General features: G+C 27.2%; 22 protein-coding genes, 1 tRNA gene and 1 other RNA gene. All 24 read right to left on the bottom strand.

The features are described from left to right. Positions 1–31: 31 nt before the first annotated feature. The 24 genes from dprA to recN all read right to left on the bottom strand — a co-directional run bounded on the left by dprA (position 32) and on the right by recN (position 17,516). A complete protein-coding gene (gene dprA / locus ACMX2D_RS00655; RefSeq protein WP_414972339.1) occupies positions 32–1,126 on the bottom strand; it encodes a DNA-processing protein DprA in 1,095 nt (364 codons plus the stop codon). 2 nt (positions 1,127–1,128) lie between these two features. After that, complete coding sequence (locus ACMX2D_RS00650) at positions 1,129–2,655, bottom strand: YifB family Mg chelatase-like AAA ATPase (protein WP_150263149.1); 1,527 nt, start codon at positions 2,653–2,655, stop codon at positions 1,129–1,131. Positions 2,656–2,662: 7 nt separating this feature from the next. After that, positions 2,663–3,154 carry a MogA/MoaB family molybdenum cofactor biosynthesis protein gene (locus ACMX2D_RS00645; RefSeq protein ID WP_009448265.1) on the bottom strand — a complete coding sequence of 164 codons (492 nt, stop codon included), beginning with the start codon at positions 3,152–3,154 and terminating at the stop codon, positions 2,663–2,665. 8 nt (positions 3,155–3,162) lie between these two features. Beyond that, the gene (locus ACMX2D_RS00640) at positions 3,163–3,507 is read right to left on the bottom strand and encodes a YraN family protein (protein ID WP_041954986.1); all 345 of its coding nucleotides are present in this window, start codon (positions 3,505–3,507) and stop codon (positions 3,163–3,165) included. Then, positions 3,497–4,129, bottom strand: coding sequence for a ribonuclease HII (gene rnhB / locus ACMX2D_RS00635; RefSeq protein WP_414972338.1), 633 nt, complete (start codon positions 4,127–4,129; stop codon positions 3,497–3,499). Before rnhB ends, ACMX2D_RS00640 begins: the two co-directional genes overlap by 11 nt. Continuing rightward, positions 4,119–5,000, bottom strand: coding sequence for a ribosome biogenesis GTPase YlqF (gene ylqF / locus ACMX2D_RS00630; RefSeq protein WP_414972337.1), 882 nt, complete (start codon positions 4,998–5,000; stop codon positions 4,119–4,121). The genes rnhB and ylqF overlap by 11 nt, the downstream gene beginning before the upstream one ends. 124 nt (positions 5,001–5,124) lie before the next feature. Then, positions 5,125–5,373 carry a hypothetical protein gene (locus ACMX2D_RS00625; RefSeq protein ID WP_414972336.1) on the bottom strand — a complete coding sequence of 83 codons (249 nt, stop codon included), beginning with the start codon at positions 5,371–5,373 and terminating at the stop codon, positions 5,125–5,127. An 804-nt stretch (positions 5,374–6,177) separates the two neighbouring features. Further along, positions 6,178–7,884 carry a DUF2326 domain-containing protein gene (locus ACMX2D_RS00620; RefSeq protein ID WP_414972335.1) on the bottom strand — a complete coding sequence of 569 codons (1,707 nt, stop codon included), beginning with the start codon at positions 7,882–7,884 and terminating at the stop codon, positions 6,178–6,180. Beyond that, positions 7,841–8,104 carry an ABC-three component system middle component 6 gene (locus ACMX2D_RS00615; RefSeq protein ID WP_414972334.1) on the bottom strand — a complete coding sequence of 88 codons (264 nt, stop codon included), beginning with the start codon at positions 8,102–8,104 and terminating at the stop codon, positions 7,841–7,843. Before ACMX2D_RS00615 ends, ACMX2D_RS00620 begins: the two co-directional genes overlap by 44 nt. Continuing rightward, a complete protein-coding gene (locus ACMX2D_RS00610; protein WP_414972333.1) occupies positions 8,101–8,694 on the bottom strand; it encodes a hypothetical protein in 594 nt (197 codons plus the stop codon). Before ACMX2D_RS00610 ends, ACMX2D_RS00615 begins: the two co-directional genes overlap by 4 nt. Further along, entirely contained in the window at positions 8,691–8,909 is a 219-nt protein-coding gene (locus ACMX2D_RS00605) for a hypothetical protein (protein WP_414972332.1), read from the bottom strand. Before ACMX2D_RS00605 ends, ACMX2D_RS00610 begins: the two co-directional genes overlap by 4 nt. 421 nt (positions 8,910–9,330) lie before the next feature. Next, the gene (locus ACMX2D_RS00600) at positions 9,331–9,507 is read right to left on the bottom strand and encodes a hypothetical protein (protein WP_414972331.1); all 177 of its coding nucleotides are present in this window, start codon (positions 9,505–9,507) and stop codon (positions 9,331–9,333) included. A 611-nt stretch (positions 9,508–10,118) separates the two neighbouring features. Continuing rightward, positions 10,119–10,649, bottom strand: a complete 531-nt coding sequence (locus ACMX2D_RS00595; RefSeq protein ID WP_414972330.1) for a hypothetical protein — start codon at positions 10,647–10,649, stop codon at positions 10,119–10,121. A 255-nt stretch (positions 10,650–10,904) separates the two neighbouring features. Beyond that, positions 10,905–11,261 (bottom strand): PBECR3 domain-containing polyvalent protein, encoded by a 357-nt coding sequence (locus ACMX2D_RS00590; protein ID WP_414972329.1) that lies wholly within the window; start codon positions 11,259–11,261, stop codon positions 10,905–10,907. A gap of 98 nt (positions 11,262–11,359) precedes the next feature. Continuing rightward, positions 11,360–11,626, bottom strand: an RNA gene (ffs, locus tag ACMX2D_RS00585) — signal recognition particle sRNA large type. Continuing rightward, positions 11,626–11,716: transfer RNA gene (locus ACMX2D_RS00580), tRNA-Ser, on the bottom strand. The genes ffs and ACMX2D_RS00580 overlap by 1 nt, the downstream gene beginning before the upstream one ends. Positions 11,717–11,773: 57 nt before the next feature. Beyond that, the gene (gene mnmM / locus ACMX2D_RS00575; protein WP_414972328.1) at positions 11,774–12,325 is read right to left on the bottom strand and encodes a tRNA 5-(aminomethyl)-2-thiouridylate-methyltransferase MnmM; all 552 of its coding nucleotides are present in this window, start codon (positions 12,323–12,325) and stop codon (positions 11,774–11,776) included. Beyond that, the gene (locus ACMX2D_RS00570) at positions 12,309–12,695 is read right to left on the bottom strand and encodes a hypothetical protein (protein WP_414972327.1); all 387 of its coding nucleotides are present in this window, start codon (positions 12,693–12,695) and stop codon (positions 12,309–12,311) included. Before ACMX2D_RS00570 ends, mnmM begins: the two co-directional genes overlap by 17 nt. Continuing rightward, positions 12,695–13,387 carry a pseudouridine synthase gene (locus ACMX2D_RS00565; protein ID WP_414972326.1) on the bottom strand — a complete coding sequence of 231 codons (693 nt, stop codon included), beginning with the start codon at positions 13,385–13,387 and terminating at the stop codon, positions 12,695–12,697. Before ACMX2D_RS00565 ends, ACMX2D_RS00570 begins: the two co-directional genes overlap by 1 nt. Beyond that, positions 13,374–13,961 carry an SMC-Scp complex subunit ScpB gene (gene scpB / locus ACMX2D_RS00560; protein ID WP_414972325.1) on the bottom strand — a complete coding sequence of 196 codons (588 nt, stop codon included), beginning with the start codon at positions 13,959–13,961 and terminating at the stop codon, positions 13,374–13,376. Before scpB ends, ACMX2D_RS00565 begins: the two co-directional genes overlap by 14 nt. Further along, positions 13,948–14,682 (bottom strand): segregation and condensation protein A, encoded by a 735-nt coding sequence (locus ACMX2D_RS00555; protein WP_414972324.1) that lies wholly within the window; start codon positions 14,680–14,682, stop codon positions 13,948–13,950. The genes scpB and ACMX2D_RS00555 overlap by 14 nt, the downstream gene beginning before the upstream one ends. Then, entirely contained in the window at positions 14,682–15,293 is a 612-nt protein-coding gene (locus tag ACMX2D_RS00550; RefSeq protein WP_414972323.1) for a site-2 protease family protein, read from the bottom strand. The genes ACMX2D_RS00555 and ACMX2D_RS00550 overlap by 1 nt, the downstream gene beginning before the upstream one ends. Position 15,294: 1 nt before the next feature. After that, the gene (locus ACMX2D_RS00545; protein WP_414972322.1) at positions 15,295–15,813 is read right to left on the bottom strand and encodes an NUDIX hydrolase; all 519 of its coding nucleotides are present in this window, start codon (positions 15,811–15,813) and stop codon (positions 15,295–15,297) included. Continuing rightward, a complete protein-coding gene (recN, locus tag ACMX2D_RS00540; RefSeq protein WP_414972321.1) occupies positions 15,798–17,516 on the bottom strand; it encodes a DNA repair protein RecN in 1,719 nt (572 codons plus the stop codon). Before recN ends, ACMX2D_RS00545 begins: the two co-directional genes overlap by 16 nt. Positions 17,517–17,523 lie beyond the last annotated feature (7 nt).

Below are 17,523 nucleotides of genomic sequence, written 5' to 3'. Positions count from 1 at the left end.
ATCAAAAAAAGATGAACATCATCTCTTAAAACTAATCAACTACAAAAATTCCTCCATTAAGCTCCTTTATAAATCCCTTTAGTTCCAATGCAGTTAAAATTGTATTTGTTTCTATGATTGAAAAACCTGTTATAGTTGAAATTTTATTTTGAGATTTCGGTTCTTCATTTATTAAATTATAAATTAAAAGTTCTTTTGCATCCAAAATATCCAAATCTTTTTCCTCTTTATTTTTATTCAAAATAAATTCGGAAAAATCAATAACTCCATCTATAATATCCTGATAATCCGTAGCAATCAATGCTCCATCTTTTATCAATTTATTCGTTCCTTTACTATATAGGCTGTTAATATTTCCAGGAAGTGCAAAAATTTCTTTTGACTGTTCATTTGCAAATCTTGAAGTTATAAGTGTACCTGAACGATCTTGTGCCTCGATAACCAATAATGCTTTTGAAAGTCCTGAAATAATTCTGTTTCTAACAGGAAAATTATGAGCTAAAGGTGGCATTCCTATAGGAAATTCACTCATAATTGCACCATTTTCTATAATTTCGTCATACAATCTGTAATTAGTTTTAGGATAGGCTATATCAACTCCACAACCTAAAACGGCTATAGTTCTCCCCCCTGATTTTAAAGCAGCTCTATGTGAAATGGAATCAATACCCAAAGCCATTCCTGAAACAATTCTTATTCCAAGTTCTGAAATTGACCTTGCAAAATATTCAGTTGCCCAAGCTCCATAATTGGTACATTTCCTAGAGCCTACAATTGAGAGAGCAAATTCATCTTCAGGTAAAATATCTCCCTTATAGTAAATAACTTGTGGAATATATTCAATATCTTTTAGATTAATTGGATAATTTTCACTCAAAATACTTACATAATTAACCTTCTTTTTCTCTAAATAATCTCTATAAGCATCTGAATTAAATTTTTCTCTCTCTTCAACTAATTTTTCAATATTATTCTTAGTTAAAAGTTTATTTTCTTTAAAATAGTCTCCGGATAAATCAAAAATCTCCTCAATATGTTCCAAAGTAAAATGATTTAATAATTCATCTTTAATTTTATAATCAAAATTCAAATAACTTAAAAATAACAAAGCATCTTCATTTCTCATAACTAACTCCAATATTTATTACTCAAACTTCTATATCTGATAGCTTCTAACAGATGTTCTTCCTTGATTTCTTCACTTCCATCCAAGTCTGCAATTGTTCTTGTCAACTTCAAAATTTTATTAAAAGATCTTGCTGAAAACTTAAACTTTTTAAAAGCAAATTCTATAATTTTTTCAAGTTTTTCATCTAAAATAATATATTTCTTAATCTGTCTAGCTGAAAGATTTGCATTATTATATATTTTTTCATTTTTATATCTTTCAAGTTGAATTTTTCTAGCTTTTTCAACTCTTTTTCTAATTTCAAAAGAAGTTTCTAAAACTTCTTTTGAAGATAAATCGTCATATTTCACAGGTTCAACTTCAACTTGAATATCAATTCTATCAAGTATTGGACCTGAAATTTTGCTCAAATATCTTTGGATTTGTAACTGTGAACAAGTGCATTTTTCGGTTTGTGATCCATAATTCCCACAAGGGCAAGGATTTAATGCACAAATAGTTACAAAATTTGAATAATAAGTAATTGATGAATTAGCCCTTGAAATAGTAACTTTTCCATCTTCCATAGGCTGTCTTAAAACTTCAATAGCCTGTTTTGAAAACTCAGGAAATTCATCTAAAAACAAAACTCCATTATGTGCAAGAGAAACTTCCCCGGGTTTTGGAATTTTACCCCCACCAACAAGAGAAATAGGACTACTTGTATGATGTGGAGACCTGAAAGGTCTTTGAGTAACCAATTTATTATTTTTAAGTTTTCCAGCTATTGAATATATTTTTGTACATTCAATACATTCATCAAAAGTTAATTTGGGTAAAATTGTCGGTAATCTTTTGGCAATCATAGTTTTTCCGCTCCCTGGAGGGCCAACCATCAGCAAATTATGTCCTCCCGCAGCAGAAATTTCCATTGCTCTCTTTAAATTTTCCTGACCTTTTATATCTGAAAAATCTATATCATACTTTATTTCCTCATCTAAATTTACCTTTGCTATTTCTTCTTTTTTTATTTCGATAACTCCATTTAAACAATCAACTAATTCTTTTAAATGTGAAATTGGATAAATCTCTATTCCTTGAACTATATTAACTTCATTTTTAATAGCATTAGGAATAAAGAACTTTTTAAAACCAAGTTCTTTTAAAGAGATAATCATAGGTAAAGCTCCGTCAAAAGTTATAACTCTTCCGTCAAGAGAAAGCTCACCTAAAAAAACAGTTTTTTCATCAGGTAAATACTCAATAACTCCAATAGCAAGTAACATACTCACAGCTATTGCCAAATCAATTTGAGAGCCGTCTTTTTTTAAATTTGCAGGAGCTAAATTTATTGTAACTCTCCCTGGTGGAATTGAAAATCCACTATTTGAAATTGCAGATTTTACTCTTTCCTTAGATTCTTTTATAGATAAATCAGGAAGCCCTACAATATTAAAAGCCTGAAGTCCACTTGATAAATCTGCTTCAACATCAATATCATAACCATTTAATCCATTTAACACACAAGTCTTAGTCTTTGAATACATATCTTACCTACTTTCTAGCACATTCGGATGCCGTTCCCAAAAGTATTTGAAGTCCATGCTCTACAGAATCTATAATATACTCCAAAGATTCTCTAACAGCTTTTGGACTACCGGGTAAATTTATAATTAAGCTGTCGTTTCTAATAACTGAAACAGCTCTTGAAAGCATTGCCCTCTTAGTGATTGTCAAACTGTATTGTCTAATAGAATCACAAATTCCAAATGCGTTTTTAGTTGCAACATTCAAAGTTGCTTCAGGTGTAACATCTCTCTTACTAAAGCCTGTTCCACCTGTTGTTAAAATTAAATCAGCTTCTAAAATATCACAGGCATATTTTAACTTTTTTTCTATTGTTGCTTGATCATCCGGAATAATAATCTTATCAATAACTTCATAATTATTTTCTTTTAATATCTCAACAATTACTTCTCCTGAAGTATCAACTCTCTCTCCGACTGACCCCTTGTCAGAAACGGTAATTACATAAGCAGTAAACATAAATCCTCCTAAAAAGCATTTTCTATATGTGTAATTTTATGATTGTCAAAAATTATTTCTATAACATCAAATCGAATTTTTGCTCCAAATAAATTTTTCTCCATCATATAAATCTGAGCAACGTCTTGTATCTTTTTTATTTTACTTCCATTTACAAATTCTCTTGGAAAGCCGAAATTTACATTTTTTCTAGCCTTAACCTCAATAAAAACTAAAAAATCTTTATCCTTTGCTATTATATCAATCTCTCCAAAAGGTTTTAAAAAATTCCTCTCAATAATTTCATAGCCCTTTTCTAAAAGAAATTTAACAGCTATATCTTCCCCTAAATTCCCAATATCTTTAGCTTTCATAATCTTTTTTCTTTTCAAAATATTTCTTCAAAAATGTTACTCTATGAATAGGAGTAACCCCATTTTCATCAATTCCCTTATAATGAGCCTTTGTTCCATATCCTACATTCTTTATAAAATTATAGTTCGGATACTTTTTCTCATACTCAACGAACATACTATCTCTGTATTCCTTTGCGATTATTGAAGCACAGGAAACCACATAAGAAAGCTCATCTCCGTGAATCAAATTAATCTGTGGAATATCAACATCAACTTTTTCTGCATCAGTTATCAAAAAATCGCCGGAAACTTTATTTCCGTCTAAATCCTTTATATTTGAAATGGCAATCCTCATAGCAAGCCTACTTGCCTGTTTTATATTTATTTCATCAATTTTTACATTATCTACAATTCCAATTCCATAGCCTACACATTCTTCTAAAATTTTATCATAAAGTGCCAGTCTTTTCTTTTTAGAAAGTTTCTTACTGTCCGTTACTCCCTCAATCTTACTATATTTTTTCATAATAATTGCACAAGAAACGACAGGACCGGCAAGACAGCCTCTTCCAACTTCATCAACACCGATAATTAAATTATATTTTTTGTAGATATTTTCCAGTTCTTCTCTAATTTCCATTATCTTCCTCAAATTTTTCAATATCTTCCACAGTTTCTAAAGTTATTCTTCCAAGTTTTACTTTTCTAAAATCATCTAAAACTAAATTTGCAACCTTAAAGTAATCAATTTCATTCTTCTTTAAAATTGCTCCTCTATTTCTTCCGATTTCATCCATTAAATACAATGTATCCTCATAAGAATCTTCAGATAGATTATATCTATTTTTAAGAATATTTACATCTCTTTTATTTAACTCATCAATAAAACGAAAAGCTAAATTTTCAATATCCATAATCTCATCCTTAATTGCCCCGGTAAAAGCCAAGTGCAAACCGATTCTTTCATCTTCAAACTTAGGCCAAAGAACTCCCGGAGTATCTAAAAGCTCTAAATCATTCTTTGTCTTAATCCATTGCACCTGTTTTGTAACACCGGGTCTATCTCCTATTTTTGCACTCTTTCTCTTTGAAATGGAATTAATAAAAGTAGATTTTCCTACATTAGGAATTCCTACAATCATCATTCTAATTGTCTTTGAAGAAAGATTTTTTTCTTCAAGCTTTTTAAATTTATCAGCCAACATCTCTTTAGCAACTGAATAAATCTTATCTAAACCCTTTGAATGAAGTGCATCTACGACAACAGCTCCATAACCTTTTTTCCTATAATAACTAAGCCACTTCTTAGTCTCATTTTCATCAGCCATATCCGATTTATTTAAAATCATAATTCTAGGCTTATCCTTTAAAACATCATCAATAACAGGATTTTTACTACTTATCGGAATTCTTGAATCAATAATCTCTCCAACAATATCAACCAATTTCAATGACACTCTTATATTATCCATAGTCTTTTTCATATGACCCGGATACCAATTTATATTCATTATTTCCTCCAAATTTATAAATCAAAATATATTAATTGTTAAAATATTTAATAGTATATAAGTAAGGAGGTAAGAACTCTATCTCCCTCCCTAAATTTTTTGAAATCATAATTACAGTATTAAACTATTTTTCTCTAATCTTTTTTAAAAAAACAAAAGCACCTAATAACATTATAATTAAAATAAAACTGCATAGTACAATTCCTATAATTTTAGTAGTATCCATTTCACCATTAGTAAAATTATAATAAATTGTATAAATAAGAATCAAAGACACAACAATAGAAAAAGCAAACCAAATATGATCTCTATATTTACTATTTTCTATGCTATTTGCTATTGAGTTAGCAATTAATCTACTTAATCCTCTCACAATGTTAACCTCCAATTATAATACTATTGTAAAAATTAAATCAATTTTAATATAGTAACACAACTAAATTATAAATCTATACATACTTTTTGTCAATATTTATAATTTTTATCTTATATTCAATAAAAAACAGAGTTAGATTGTATAACTCTGTTTTTAACTGTTTACTTAAACTTTATATTATTATATAATTATTTTGCATTCTATATGTAAGGAGGTGAAGCTATTGACCTCTATTGATGCTATAATTTTATTAACGTTGTTGATTGCGTTATTAAAATTGCTAAAGAATTTTAAATAATCAACATAAAAAGCAAGGTCTGCCAACCTTGCTTTTTTATTTACATTCTATTATGTGAGATGAATTCGACCTCTAAAGAATTATAATCTCAACTATATAATACCACAAATCACAAAAAAGTCAACTCTTTTAGAGAAAATAAATAGTAATTTATATTTTAGTATCAATTCAGATTATATTACTCTCAAACAATATAATTTACAAAAAAGAGTTAAAAAGTACCTAAATACATTTTTAGATTGTACTCATATTTTAAAAAACTATTTATATTATAGCTCAATATTTTGACTCTATTTGACTAATATTATTTGTCTAGCGACACTTTTAACTTTTTGTTATATATAGCTTATTTCTTCAAACTAATACAAAACTAAGATAACTATCACAGCTAACAATTTATTTGTGCTACTCGTTGTTACTTTAAAATTTCCTACATTATAGCTAAAAACATAAAACCGATTAATTTTAATGTTACTGAAATCCAATTGAATTTTCTATATTGCCTATATTCCAAAAAACTTATTATTTGTACTTAATTTCAAAATTGTTGCTTTTTCTACATATTTTTGATCCACTTTATCAATTCTTTCCCTTAAAATAGGAATTATATACTGTCCGTCAATCTCTTCACATATTTCAAAAATAGTCTTTATCTGATTAATATGAGTATTTTCCATCTTATCATGGATTACAAATTGAGGAACTTTTATTCCCATACGAATACTGTATTGCATATATGCTAAATCAAACGCCACAATAACAGCTTTCTTTTTTCCTGTTCCAACATTTCCGCCAAGCAAAGCAATACTAACCGGAAATTTTTTCTCTTCATTCCAATTTTTATTATATGCTAACAAATATTTCTCGCCATATAGTCTATCACAATAATCAGAAAAGAATCGATTGAACTTATTTACTTTTTCTTCTATACCATCATTTTTCATCCTATTTTGAATATCTAATAAATCTTCATTTAAATCCTGTCTAACTATTTCTTGTTCTTCTAGCAACTGAATAGACTGTTGTATCTCTCCTTTCTTTAATGATAAATCTTCAATTTTACGATTAAGCATATTTAATTCATCTAATAACCCTTCATCTAATACCTCAATTGTTATCTTTTCTTTTTGCTCTAAAACATTCGCCAATTGTGAGGAATACTGCTCTAATAATTCTTTTTTTACATCCATTTGTTCTTTTATGAAATCAATTCTATTTTGAATCATGGCATTATGAAAATCAATCATATCTTCAAAACTTTTATGCAATTCTGGAATATAACTTTTAGCTTCTTGATAGATTGACTGTAGTATTTGAATATCAATTTCCGACTGTTCCTTTGATAACTTCAATATACTATTTTTGATGTTCTCAATTTCGAACTCAACTAATTCCATCTTTTCTTGTAAATTGTAAATCTTCAAAGTAAGTTTTCTCTTCGAATCTAATTCTTCTCTATATTCATCCATATAAGAAAATTTAGTTCTCTTACCATATAAATCATTTAAATCTGAATTAATTATCTTTAAAGATTGTTTCAAAACACTTAAAGAAGGTATACTCTTGCTCTTTTCCAATGCTTGAATTGTTTTTTGACATTCTGATAACCTTTCTTTAATTTCTTCCTTTTTACTTAACAATTCATCACTATATATCTGAAATAAAAAACAATATATTGTATCATAAGTGTCATTTCCTGTCATCATTGGTAAAAAATTAATCATTCTATCTTCAGCTGTACTCTCTACTCTTACAAATTTAGGTATTAGCTGTCTAAATGTAGGTCTTGGTTCGTTCAAATCAAAAATTATTTTCTTTAATTTATCCCAAAACTCCTTTTCAATACAAGATTCGTCAAAAATATATCTTTTCCCTCTTGAAAACAAATCTCTCCTTATTGAATATTCTTTTTTATTATTATCTATCAAAATCAACTCAGCTTGAACTTTATGTTCTTTTAGAAATTCCTTTATATCCACATTTTCACTGCTTGTATCTGAATCATAATATAATTCACGAACAGATTTTGCTCCCAAACATAAATCTATTATTTTTATTGCAGTAGATTTCCCTACACTATTGCCACTTTCATGAAGATTCTCTGGAGTATCATCTACAATTAAGTTCAGCCCATTCTCATTAAACGAAATTTCACGTATAACTTCGTCATAAGGTATCTTTTTGCTTACTATTAATTTTTTTATTTTCATAATACACCTCTCCTTCCTCAATTTTAACAAGTTCTAATAAATACAACCAATCTAATGCATAATAAATGAAATCAACATGTACTCTTTTCTTTACACGTTGCTGTACTTCTTCCAACAATTTTTCAATGGGTATAACTTTTACCTGCTCTAAAATTTCTAACAATATTCCACCTAAAGAGTACAATGAAAAATCTGGATGTCTTTGAATATTTAAAATCATATAGGTCTCTCCAATATCTTACATTCCATAAAACAAAAACAAGTAAAACACACTATTCCTATCTCTATATCTTCTCTATACAAATTACCAAATTCTGGTGATTCTTCAACTACTTTTCTAATTTTTATCATTACCTTGTTAATAATTTCGTCTGAATTGTGTTTAACTACATCTATATCAATTTCCCCAGTTTGCTTTTTTTTTGAAAGTATTTCTCCTTTTTCTTCTAAATACCAGAGGTGAATACATTTTAAAATCTTAGCTTTACTACCTATATTTGAGTTGTCATAAACGTTCAAACAATCCTCACAAATTGAATAATATGCAGAAAACTCTTTGATAATTTCCTTATATTTAACTACAGAATTATAATCTAATTTTATATCAAGTTTATATTCTTGAAGATTATCTTCATTAACGTTATAATCCATTTCATTACACATTTCACCAAATTCCTTAACTAAATTAGCTATCAAAGAAGAAAGCTTACAAACACTTTGCATTGATAAATTAATAGTCCCGCTATTTTGTCCTACAATTATTCCGCGGTTGTCTCCACTATTTTCAGCTTTAAATTCATTATTTTTCATCTATATATTTCTCCTGAATTAATTCCACTCATAATTCCAGAATTGTTTCCGTTATTTTTTACCTTTATATTACCTTTGTTATCAATATTTCTGTTACGTTCTTCTATTATTTGCTTTAAAATATCCTTTGCTTCATTTTTTGATTTTATAGCAATAATAGTTGAAATCACAGTTGCAACAGTTCCTATTGCAGTTAATATTAACATCAAATCCATAGTATTCCTCCTCAATCATAATCTATTTTATTATAACACTTGTTCTGACAATAGTCCACAGTTGTTAACGATTTGTTCATATTATATTATCTTATTTATAAGTACGTATACTATACTTTGATTATAAAAAATCTTTCTATTTCCACTATAACTTTGTTCAATTTTACCATCTCGACATAGTAAATATGAATTGATTCTTCGTTTCTATATACTCAATGCCTTCATCATATTCTAAAGAATACTTTCCCACACTATTCTATCTCCTTAGTTTATAAGCTCACTAAATAGTCTAATATTTATTTCAATTCTTTTATTTCTTTTTCCATAAGAAAAAATTTTGAAATGTTCTATGATGAGTTTGCCCATTTCTATAATAAATGTTATTTATATTAAATATTACTAGTACATATATTCTTCACTTTTAAGATGTATTTCTACACTTTAATAAAAACATATTCATAAAGTATTTATCATTAATAATATTTGACTTTCCAAGTTCATACCATTTTATCTCAATCAATACAATTATCTTTTTATCTTCTTCATAACTATTTAGAATCTTTATTGCGGTTTTATTGAACTTATTTAATATATCCATGATTTCTTAAAAAGTAAACATAATGTAAAATTTAAATTACTTGTAAACTCAATCAATTTGAATGATAAGTTTGAAATTTCTAACAAATATGCATATAATATCTTAGCACTAGAAAGGTCGATATATAAACACTAAATATTTCTACATCTCATAAGTCCTACTTTTAGACTTGATTATTTAATTTTTACGATATTTTTAATAAAGATATAGCGCTGATAGCTCCTATTTGTTATATTTTCTTCCATATACTCGTTATATAATAAAGCATCATCGCTAAACTTAAATGTTTTATTTTGATATATTATGGCATATTAGTACCTATGTAGATTACATTACGAGTTCAAATAAAAATTTATTCAAAACGCTATTGCTTTGACGATAGCTAACCTAAGTCGTTTAGGTCAACTCACGAAAGTGAGTTTTTTTATTGGATAAATATCATCCAATAACAAATTGATAATATTCTTAAAGAAAACCTTTTATTACAAAACAATTAGATTATAAAGCTATTAATACTTTTTGTCAATGTTTATAAATTTATATCTAAAATTCAAAAACAGAGTTAGATTGTCTAACTCTGTTTGGAAATGTTTATATTTTATTTTTAAGCACTAACCCAAAAACTTGTGAACTATTGCTGTTGGAGTGTAGAATAAATATGGAGCTGTAAAGATTGCCATATATAATGCTAATTTTTTCTTGTCTTTTTCTTCCATATCTACATTTTTAAAACTTACCTTTAAGTTTAAGTAATAGATACATAATCCGGATATTGCAATTGCTATTGTCATTAATACAAATGCATATATATTTCCAAAAGGATTTTCCATCATAATCTCAATAATACTATTGTTAATCCATTTAAAAAATCCGGAAGTCTTATATCCCATTCCAACCAAGGTTACCATTAAAAACAAGAAAATTGCACCAACAAAATCTGCAAAAAATCCAAATAAAAATACTTTTAGAATTACTTTTTTATACTTTTGAAAAGCATCATCTATCTTTAAAAATTTTAAAGATAATAGGATTACAATTGAGTCTATAACAAAATTTACAGGCATAGCAATAAGCCAAGTTACAGGAAACAACAGTAAAAACCAAATTGGAAAAAATACATTATAAAGTTTAATATTTTTCATATTTACCTCCTAATTTTAATATGTAGTTTCTACAACTTATAAAACAATTTTCAAAATACAAAGTTCAAAAACTAAACTATGGTTTAAAATTATTTGCCTACAAAAAAAGAGTTAGACTTCTCCAACTCTCATAAAGTTCAATTAAGTAGTCGGTTGGTCGGTGTATCCAACATCTCAGATACCTTGTTGAAGGTGCGGCAGGAACCATTTCTGCCCTCAACTACCTCTTTACTTAACTATAGTATACCCAATTTTTTACTTTTTGTCAACCTTTTTTAGCCTTCCACTAAATTTTCTACTATTTAATTTATAATCATTTATGCTGTACATACTTATAATAAAAAACTTATCCTTAGTTTTATTAATCTTCAAAACAAGTAGAATATTCTTTTTATAACATTTTACATATTCTAAAGCCATTTTATTTCCATTTGTATTAAGTCCAACATAATCCGGATTTTCTATTATCTCTTTAATATGGTTTAAATATTTTAAAACATCATAATGCTTTCTTTTTTCTAGATGCCGTTTCAATCCATGCTTGGAATATTCTATTTCTGATATTTCGGTCTTAAGACCTACTAATTCCTTAATACTATCCTTTACTATCATAGCTATACCTCTTGACTATATTTTATCATAAATTAAACATAAATCAAATAGATTCTCACAAAAAAAGAGCTATCTTTACAGATAACTCTTTAATATGTAAGCACACCCAAGGTCGCTTAACAAGAAATGCACGGTGCCTTTGCAGTTAGCTCTAAGTAAGCAATCTTACGGCACATAGAGTACTTTACTTATGGCTGCTTCCGTCAAGACCTGACCAGATTCGTAAAGCTCTATTGCGTAAGGACCCACTTGTCAACACCACTTACAAAAGTCGGCTACACCCCTTGAAAATCTAACTTGGGAATTCAGCCCTGCTATAGCAGATTACAGGTTACAAGGTACTGCTAACACCCCGCCTAGTGCCTGGCGGAGAGCGAGGGATTTGAACCCTCGAAACGCTTTTGACGTTTACACGATTTCCAATCGTGCTCCTTCGACCACTCGGACAGCTCTCCAAGATACCAATATATTATAATGTATTTTTAAGTATTAGTCAATATAAAATTGTTTTTTTAATTTTTTTGTATCATCACCACATAAGGTGGATTATTTTTTTGATTTTCAAATGTGAATTTAAGAATTGTATATTCTTTTTGGTTCAAACTTTCCAAAAACTTTGATAATTCCAAACTCTCCATTTGCCCGGATAAATGACCTATGTAAAAAGTTATAAAAATAGTTCCTTTAGAATTTAATTTTTCCAGTAATTTTTTCAAACTTTCTTCTACATCAATTGCATTTGTTGTTATAAACTTATCCCCTTTAGGTAAATAACCCAAATTATATATTGCAAAATCAATGTTTTCTTTTACAAATTTATCAAAATTTTTATGATTTTCTAAAATCAATTCATAATTAGAATATTGCTCAAGTAATTTTTTAGAATTATCCAAAGCTTCTTGTTGTATATCAAAGCAATATAGTTTTTCCGGTTTTAAAATTTCTAAAATATTTTTAGAGTCAAATCCATTTCCAACTGTCATATCAACTGCGATTTTAACATCTTTGACATAATTACGCATAAAAAATTCTATTAAATTTTTTGTATTATTTATTACAGCCACTACAACACTTTCCTTGTTCTAAAATTTCTTCAACATCATAAATGTATAAATCATCTTCTATTTTAGTTACTCCTGAAATTCCTTTAAAAAATAATCTAGAATAGAAACTCTTCTTTTTCTTGGTATATACTTTATAAGCAATACATTTTATGAAAAATCTATTAAATCTTTCCATTCCTTCATCATATTTTATTTCTTCCAAGTAATAATCTTCATATCTAAAAGTTAATTTTACATATCCGATTATATCTTCTTCCATAACTAAACTGAAATAAAAAGTTGGAATGGATAAATCCATACTTCCACCTATTCCATATTTGACATATAGTTCTTCAAATTCTTCAGGAGTGGCATTTTTTAAACCTATCATTATAAACTCCTTAAATATTCTATCTCCTCTTTACAAAGTTCTCTATAACTTCCTAATTTTAATTTTCCAAGTTTAATTTTACCAAAGGCAACTCTTTCCAGTGAAATAACATTATAACCTAAAGTTTTAAACATTTTTCTTATCTGTCTATTTCTTCCTTCTTTTAGAAAAACTTTTACAATATTATTTTTAAAGTCAAAAATTTCAAATCTTGCTTCTCTTGTAAATCTTCCCTCAAGCATTATCCCAGAAGATAATTTTTTTAAATCACTTTCTTTTAAAGTTTTATCAACCTTTACTATATACTCTTTTTCAACATTATGACTTGGATGAGTCAGCTTAAAAGCTAAGTCCCCGTCATTTGTTAAAAGTAAAAGTCCAAAGCTGTCCTTATCCAAACGTCCTACAGGATAAATTCTCTCTTTAGAATCTATTAAATCCAAAACAATTTTTTCTTGAAATTGAGCTTTAGCTGTACTGGAATATCCAACAGGCTTATTTAAAAGATAATATTTTTTAGCTTCTTCTAATCTGATTTTTTTACCATCAATTAAAATTTCATCAGTTTCTGAAATATCAATTCCTTTGGTTGCTATTTTTCCATTTACAAGGACTTTTTTCTGTTCTAAAAGCAAATCAGCATTTCTTCTTGAACAATATCCAGAATTTGCAATAAATTTATTTATTCTCATTTTCTATTTCCACATTATTTTCATCTTCAACTATTTGATTTTTTTCTTCATCTGAAATAAATTTTTCAATATCAGGTAAATCTTTTAAAGATTTTAAATTAAATTGATTTAAAAAATTTAAAGTTGTCTTATAAATAATAGGTTTACCAATTCTATCAAGCCTACCAGCCTCTGCTATGAAGTCCTTTGAAATCAAAGTTTCAATAGAGCTGTTACATTTAACTCCTCTTATCTCTTCAATTTCCTGTCTTGTAATTGGTTGCTTATAAGCAATAATAGCCAAAGTTTCTAAAGTTGAATTAGTTAAATGTTTCATCGTAACTTTTTCAAAAAGTTTAGAAATAATATCGTGATATTCTTTTCTCGTTTTTATCTGATAATGATTGGAAATTTTTTGAATAATAAGACCTCTTTTTTGAAATTCAAACTCTTCCACAAGTTCATCAGCTAAAACAGTAGCATCTTTTACAGGAATATCTAAAACTTTTGCGATATCATCAATCTTTAAAGGATCTCCGTAAACGAACAATAACTGTTCAATAACTTGTTTATATTCTCTACTATTCAACTTCATCACCCACTAAATTAAGTTTAATATTTTTATCTTTATCCTGAAAAATCTTAATAACATTATTTTTTACAAGCTCTAAAATAGATATAAAAATTGTTATAAGCTCACTTTTTGTTCCATTTTGAAAAATTAAATCCTCAAAATAAAGTTCTTTTTTTTCATAGATTTTGTCCTTTATCATTGAAATATATTTTTCTATCGGAAATAAGTCCTTTTCTATGATTTTATCAAAAGAATTATCATCACTTTTGTTTTGATACTGATTTATAATATTTTCCATTAAATTAACTAAAACATCAACATCCGTATTTAAAATAATTTCCTTATCTTCTACCATATATTCAGTTATATCGGACTGCATTTTTGAATATGCTTTACTTCCTTCCGCTTCCAAGTTTTTAAAGTACTCTCCAACTTTTTTAAACTTTCTATATTCAATAAGTCTTTCAATTAACTGCTCTTTTGTAACTATTTCATCGTCATCTTCATCAGTATTTTTTGGAATCAAACTTCTGGATTTTATTTCGACTAATGTACTCGACATTAGCAAAAAAGCAGAAATATCTGTATCTTCACTGTGAATAGAATTTTCTATTACTTCAAGATAATGTTTTGTAATTTGGCTAATTTCAATATCATAAATATCAACTTTTTGTTTTGAAATTAAGTCAAGCAACAAATCCAAAGGTCCTGAATAGGTATCTAAATTTACTATTAATTGCATTACATCACCAACATATATGCAATTCTAATTATAAATTGTCCAACTGTACTAACTATTGGTGATAAAAATGTTCCAAAAGTTCTTGTAAGTATCAATGCAAGTAAAATAAGAGTAGTATAATTTGAAAGTTTAAAATATTCATATTCTACTTCTCTTGATAAAAAAGCACTTATGAAAATTGCACCGTCAAATGGTGGCAAAGGCATCAATCCTATAATTCCAAAAACTATACTGATTGTAAATATATCTCTAAAAAGTATAAATAATAAGCCACTATTAGAACCTATAAGTATATATATCATTGCTGAAATTAGTGCTATTAAAAAGCACATAAAAGCATTGGATAAAGAATAAATTATTTTACCCCAAAATCTATTTTTAAACTTAGATACATTTACTTCTAAAGGTTTTGCCCAACCGAATTTAAAAACCAAAAAACAAATAAAACCCATTAAATCAATATGATTTACAGGATTTAAGCTGGTTGATCCATTTAATTTCGGTGTGTCGTCTCCCAAAGCTAAAGCAACATTTGCTTGAAAAACTCTACAAACTATAATTACAAACATTACTGCAATTCCGACCATTAAATGTTCCATTAAAAAGTCCATACTACCCCCTATTTATTTCATTTAAAATAGCTATAGCTGTTTTAAAATCTTTTATTTCTCCATTAAAATACATCCTTTTTAAATCGTCAAAATGAATTTTAACTATACTCAAATTTTCATCCTCATCTTCAGGTAATTTTGAAAAAAATAAGCTATCAGCTCTATAGATTACTATTTTTTCATTACAAAATCCTACACTTGTATAGCCTTCAAAAATTTTCTCCAAATTATTTGAACTAAATCCAATTTCTTCCTGTAGTTCTCGAAGAGCTGTCTCTTTATAATTTTCTCCTGCTTCTACAAGTCCTGCAGGTATTTCTAAAAAATATTCCTGAATTGGAAATCTGTATTGTTTAACTAAATATATATATCCATCTTCATCTATAGGAAAAATTGCAACAGCATCCTTATGCTCTACAATTTCTCTTTTTAAAATTTTATCATCTTTTTCAAAGTATTCAAGTTTTAAATTTAAGATTTTACCTTCAAAAATTTCTTCTGATTTTACTTTTCTATACATCTTAATCTTTCCTTTTTTTCATTTGCAATTTCAATCATTTCCTTAGATTGTCTTATAGTTGTTTCATTAATATTTGCTCCACCTATAAGTCTTGAAATTTCCATAACTTTTTCATCATAATTTGCACACAAAACTTTTGATAAAGTTACATCTCCAACAGTTTCTTTGCTTATTATAAAATGAGTATCGGATAATACAGAAATTTGTGGCAAATGAGAAATTACAAGAAGTTGATGATTTTTTGAAATTTCTGCAAGTTTTTCTCCAACAATTTGAGCAGTTACTCCACTTATACCCGTATCAATTTCATCGAAAACAAGAGTTGCTATCTTATCTCTATCGGATAAAACTTTTTTAAAACCTAACATAATTCTGCTAAGCTCTCCACCTGAAGCTATTTTATAAATTTCTTGAAGCTTTTCGCCCTTATTTGTAGAAATTAAAAAAGTAACTTCATCAAAACCATTATTGGTAATTTTATTATTAGTTTTAATATCTATTTTAAAGATTGAATTCTTTAAATCCAAATCTAAAAGTTCTTTTTCAATTAATTTTTCTATCCTCTTTGCGACTTCTTTTCTTAAATTAGAAATTTCTGTAGCAAGTTTTTTATAATCTTCACTTAAATTTTTAAGTTTATTATTTTCCTCATATAACAAATCTTTTGAATGTTCAAGTAAATACAAATCTTCTTCTAATGAATTTTTATATTTTATTAGCCCTTTTTTATCTGTTTTATGCTTTCTTTTAAAATCATTTAAAAGATTAAATTTTTCCTGTAAAATATCCAAACTTTCTTCATCAATATAAATATTAGAATAGTAACCTTGGATTTTACTAAAAATTTCCTTTAATCCAAAAGAAATATTTTCAAAATCTTCACTTAATTTTACATTCTTATCATTTTCTTCCAATAGCAAAATATTTCTATTTATCTCATTTAAAATAGAAAATGCATTTACTTCTGAATTTTCTCCGTCAAAAAGCTCAACTAAGTTTCCACAACATCCTAAAATTGTTTGGCTGTTATTAAACTTATCAATTTCATTTTCGATATATTCTTCATCCAAAGTTTCTAATTCCAAACTGTTAAGCTCTTCAATTTCTGCTTTTATTTCTTCAACATTTTCATCAAAATTACTTACTCTATTCTTTAATTTTTTTAAGTTGTAACTTGTCTTTTTTATTTGTCCATAGAGTGTTTCTAATTCTTTAAGTTTATTTCTAAAATTATCATCACAAAAACTGTCCAAAATTCCAACAAAATCAGTTCTGTTAAATAGAGTATAACTGTCGTGTTGCCCACATACATTTAAAATATTTAACATAATATCTGATAAAATAGAATTATTTACAGTTTTATTATTTATCTTTGAAACTGATCTTCCATTTTTGCTTATTGTTCTTGAAATAATCAACATATTATCTTCAATTTCTATATCTAAATCCAGCAATTCAAATTTATCTCTTAAAATTTTTTCATCATAATCAGAAAGAAAAAAAACTCCTTCAACATAAGCATTATCACTACGTTTACCAATAGATGAAGTATTTGCTCTTCCTCCACAAAGCAAAGAAATAGCACCGATAATAATAGATTTACCGGTTCCCGTTTCTCCTGTTAAAATATTAAGTCCTTCAGTAAAGGAAATTTTTATTTCATCAACAATTGCTAAATTTCTTATATATAATTCAGATAACATAAAATCC

The organism is Parvimonas oralis (assembly GCF_047608425.1).
In the GTDB taxonomy this organism is placed as follows: domain Bacteria; phylum Bacillota; class Clostridia; order Tissierellales; family Peptoniphilaceae; genus Parvimonas.
Note: the sequence above shows the minus strand (reverse complement) of the source record. Positions and strands in the feature narration are given on the sequence as shown.

Coding starts and splice junctions, on each gene's coding strand:
- recN (WP_414972321.1), bottom strand. CDS start 17,516: ATGTTATCTGAATTATATATAAGAAATTTAGCAATTGTTGATGAAATA.
- ACMX2D_RS00545 (WP_414972322.1), bottom strand. CDS start 15,813: ATGTATAGAAAAGTAAAATCAGAAGAAATTTTTGAAGGTAAAATCTTA.
- rnhB (WP_414972338.1), bottom strand. CDS start 4,129: ATGGAAATTAGAGAAGAACTGGAAAATATCTACAAAAAATATAATTTA.
- dprA (WP_414972339.1), bottom strand. CDS start 1,126: ATGAGAAATGAAGATGCTTTGTTATTTTTAAGTTATTTGAATTTTGAT.
- ACMX2D_RS00615 (WP_414972334.1), bottom strand. CDS start 8,104: ATGATTTTAAATATTCAAAGACATCCAGATTTTTCATTGTACTCTTTA.
- ACMX2D_RS00595 (WP_414972330.1), bottom strand. CDS start 10,649: ATGAAAAATATTAAACTTTATAATGTATTTTTTCCAATTTGGTTTTTA.
- ACMX2D_RS00610 (WP_414972333.1), bottom strand. CDS start 8,694: ATGAAAAATAATGAATTTAAAGCTGAAAATAGTGGAGACAACCGCGGA.
- ACMX2D_RS00640 (WP_041954986.1), bottom strand. CDS start 3,507: ATGAAAGCTAAAGATATTGGGAATTTAGGGGAAGATATAGCTGTTAAA.
- ACMX2D_RS00620 (WP_414972335.1), bottom strand. CDS start 7,884: ATGAAAATAAAAAAATTAATAGTAAGCAAAAAGATACCTTATGACGAA.
- ACMX2D_RS00600 (WP_414972331.1), bottom strand. CDS start 9,507: ATGGATATATTAAATAAGTTCAATAAAACCGCAATAAAGATTCTAAAT.
- ACMX2D_RS00570 (WP_414972327.1), bottom strand. CDS start 12,695: ATGATAGGTTTAAAAAATGCCACTCCTGAAGAATTTGAAGAACTATAT.
- ylqF (WP_414972337.1), bottom strand. CDS start 5,000: ATGAATATAAATTGGTATCCGGGTCATATGAAAAAGACTATGGATAAT.
- ACMX2D_RS00645 (WP_009448265.1), bottom strand. CDS start 3,154: ATGTTTACTGCTTATGTAATTACCGTTTCTGACAAGGGGTCAGTCGGA.
- scpB (WP_414972325.1), bottom strand. CDS start 13,961: ATGAAGTTGAATAGTAGAGAATATAAACAAGTTATTGAACAGTTATTG.
- ACMX2D_RS00550 (WP_414972323.1), bottom strand. CDS start 15,293: ATGGACTTTTTAATGGAACATTTAATGGTCGGAATTGCAGTAATGTTT.
- ACMX2D_RS00605 (WP_414972332.1), bottom strand. CDS start 8,909: ATGGATTTGATGTTAATATTAACTGCAATAGGAACTGTTGCAACTGTG.
- ACMX2D_RS00650 (WP_150263149.1), bottom strand. CDS start 2,655: ATGTATTCAAAGACTAAGACTTGTGTGTTAAATGGATTAAATGGTTAT.
- ACMX2D_RS00555 (WP_414972324.1), bottom strand. CDS start 14,682: ATGCAATTAATAGTAAATTTAGATACCTATTCAGGACCTTTGGATTTG.
- ACMX2D_RS00590 (WP_414972329.1), bottom strand. CDS start 11,261: ATGATAGTAAAGGATAGTATTAAGGAATTAGTAGGTCTTAAGACCGAA.
- ACMX2D_RS00565 (WP_414972326.1), bottom strand. CDS start 13,387: ATGAGAATAAATAAATTTATTGCAAATTCTGGATATTGTTCAAGAAGA.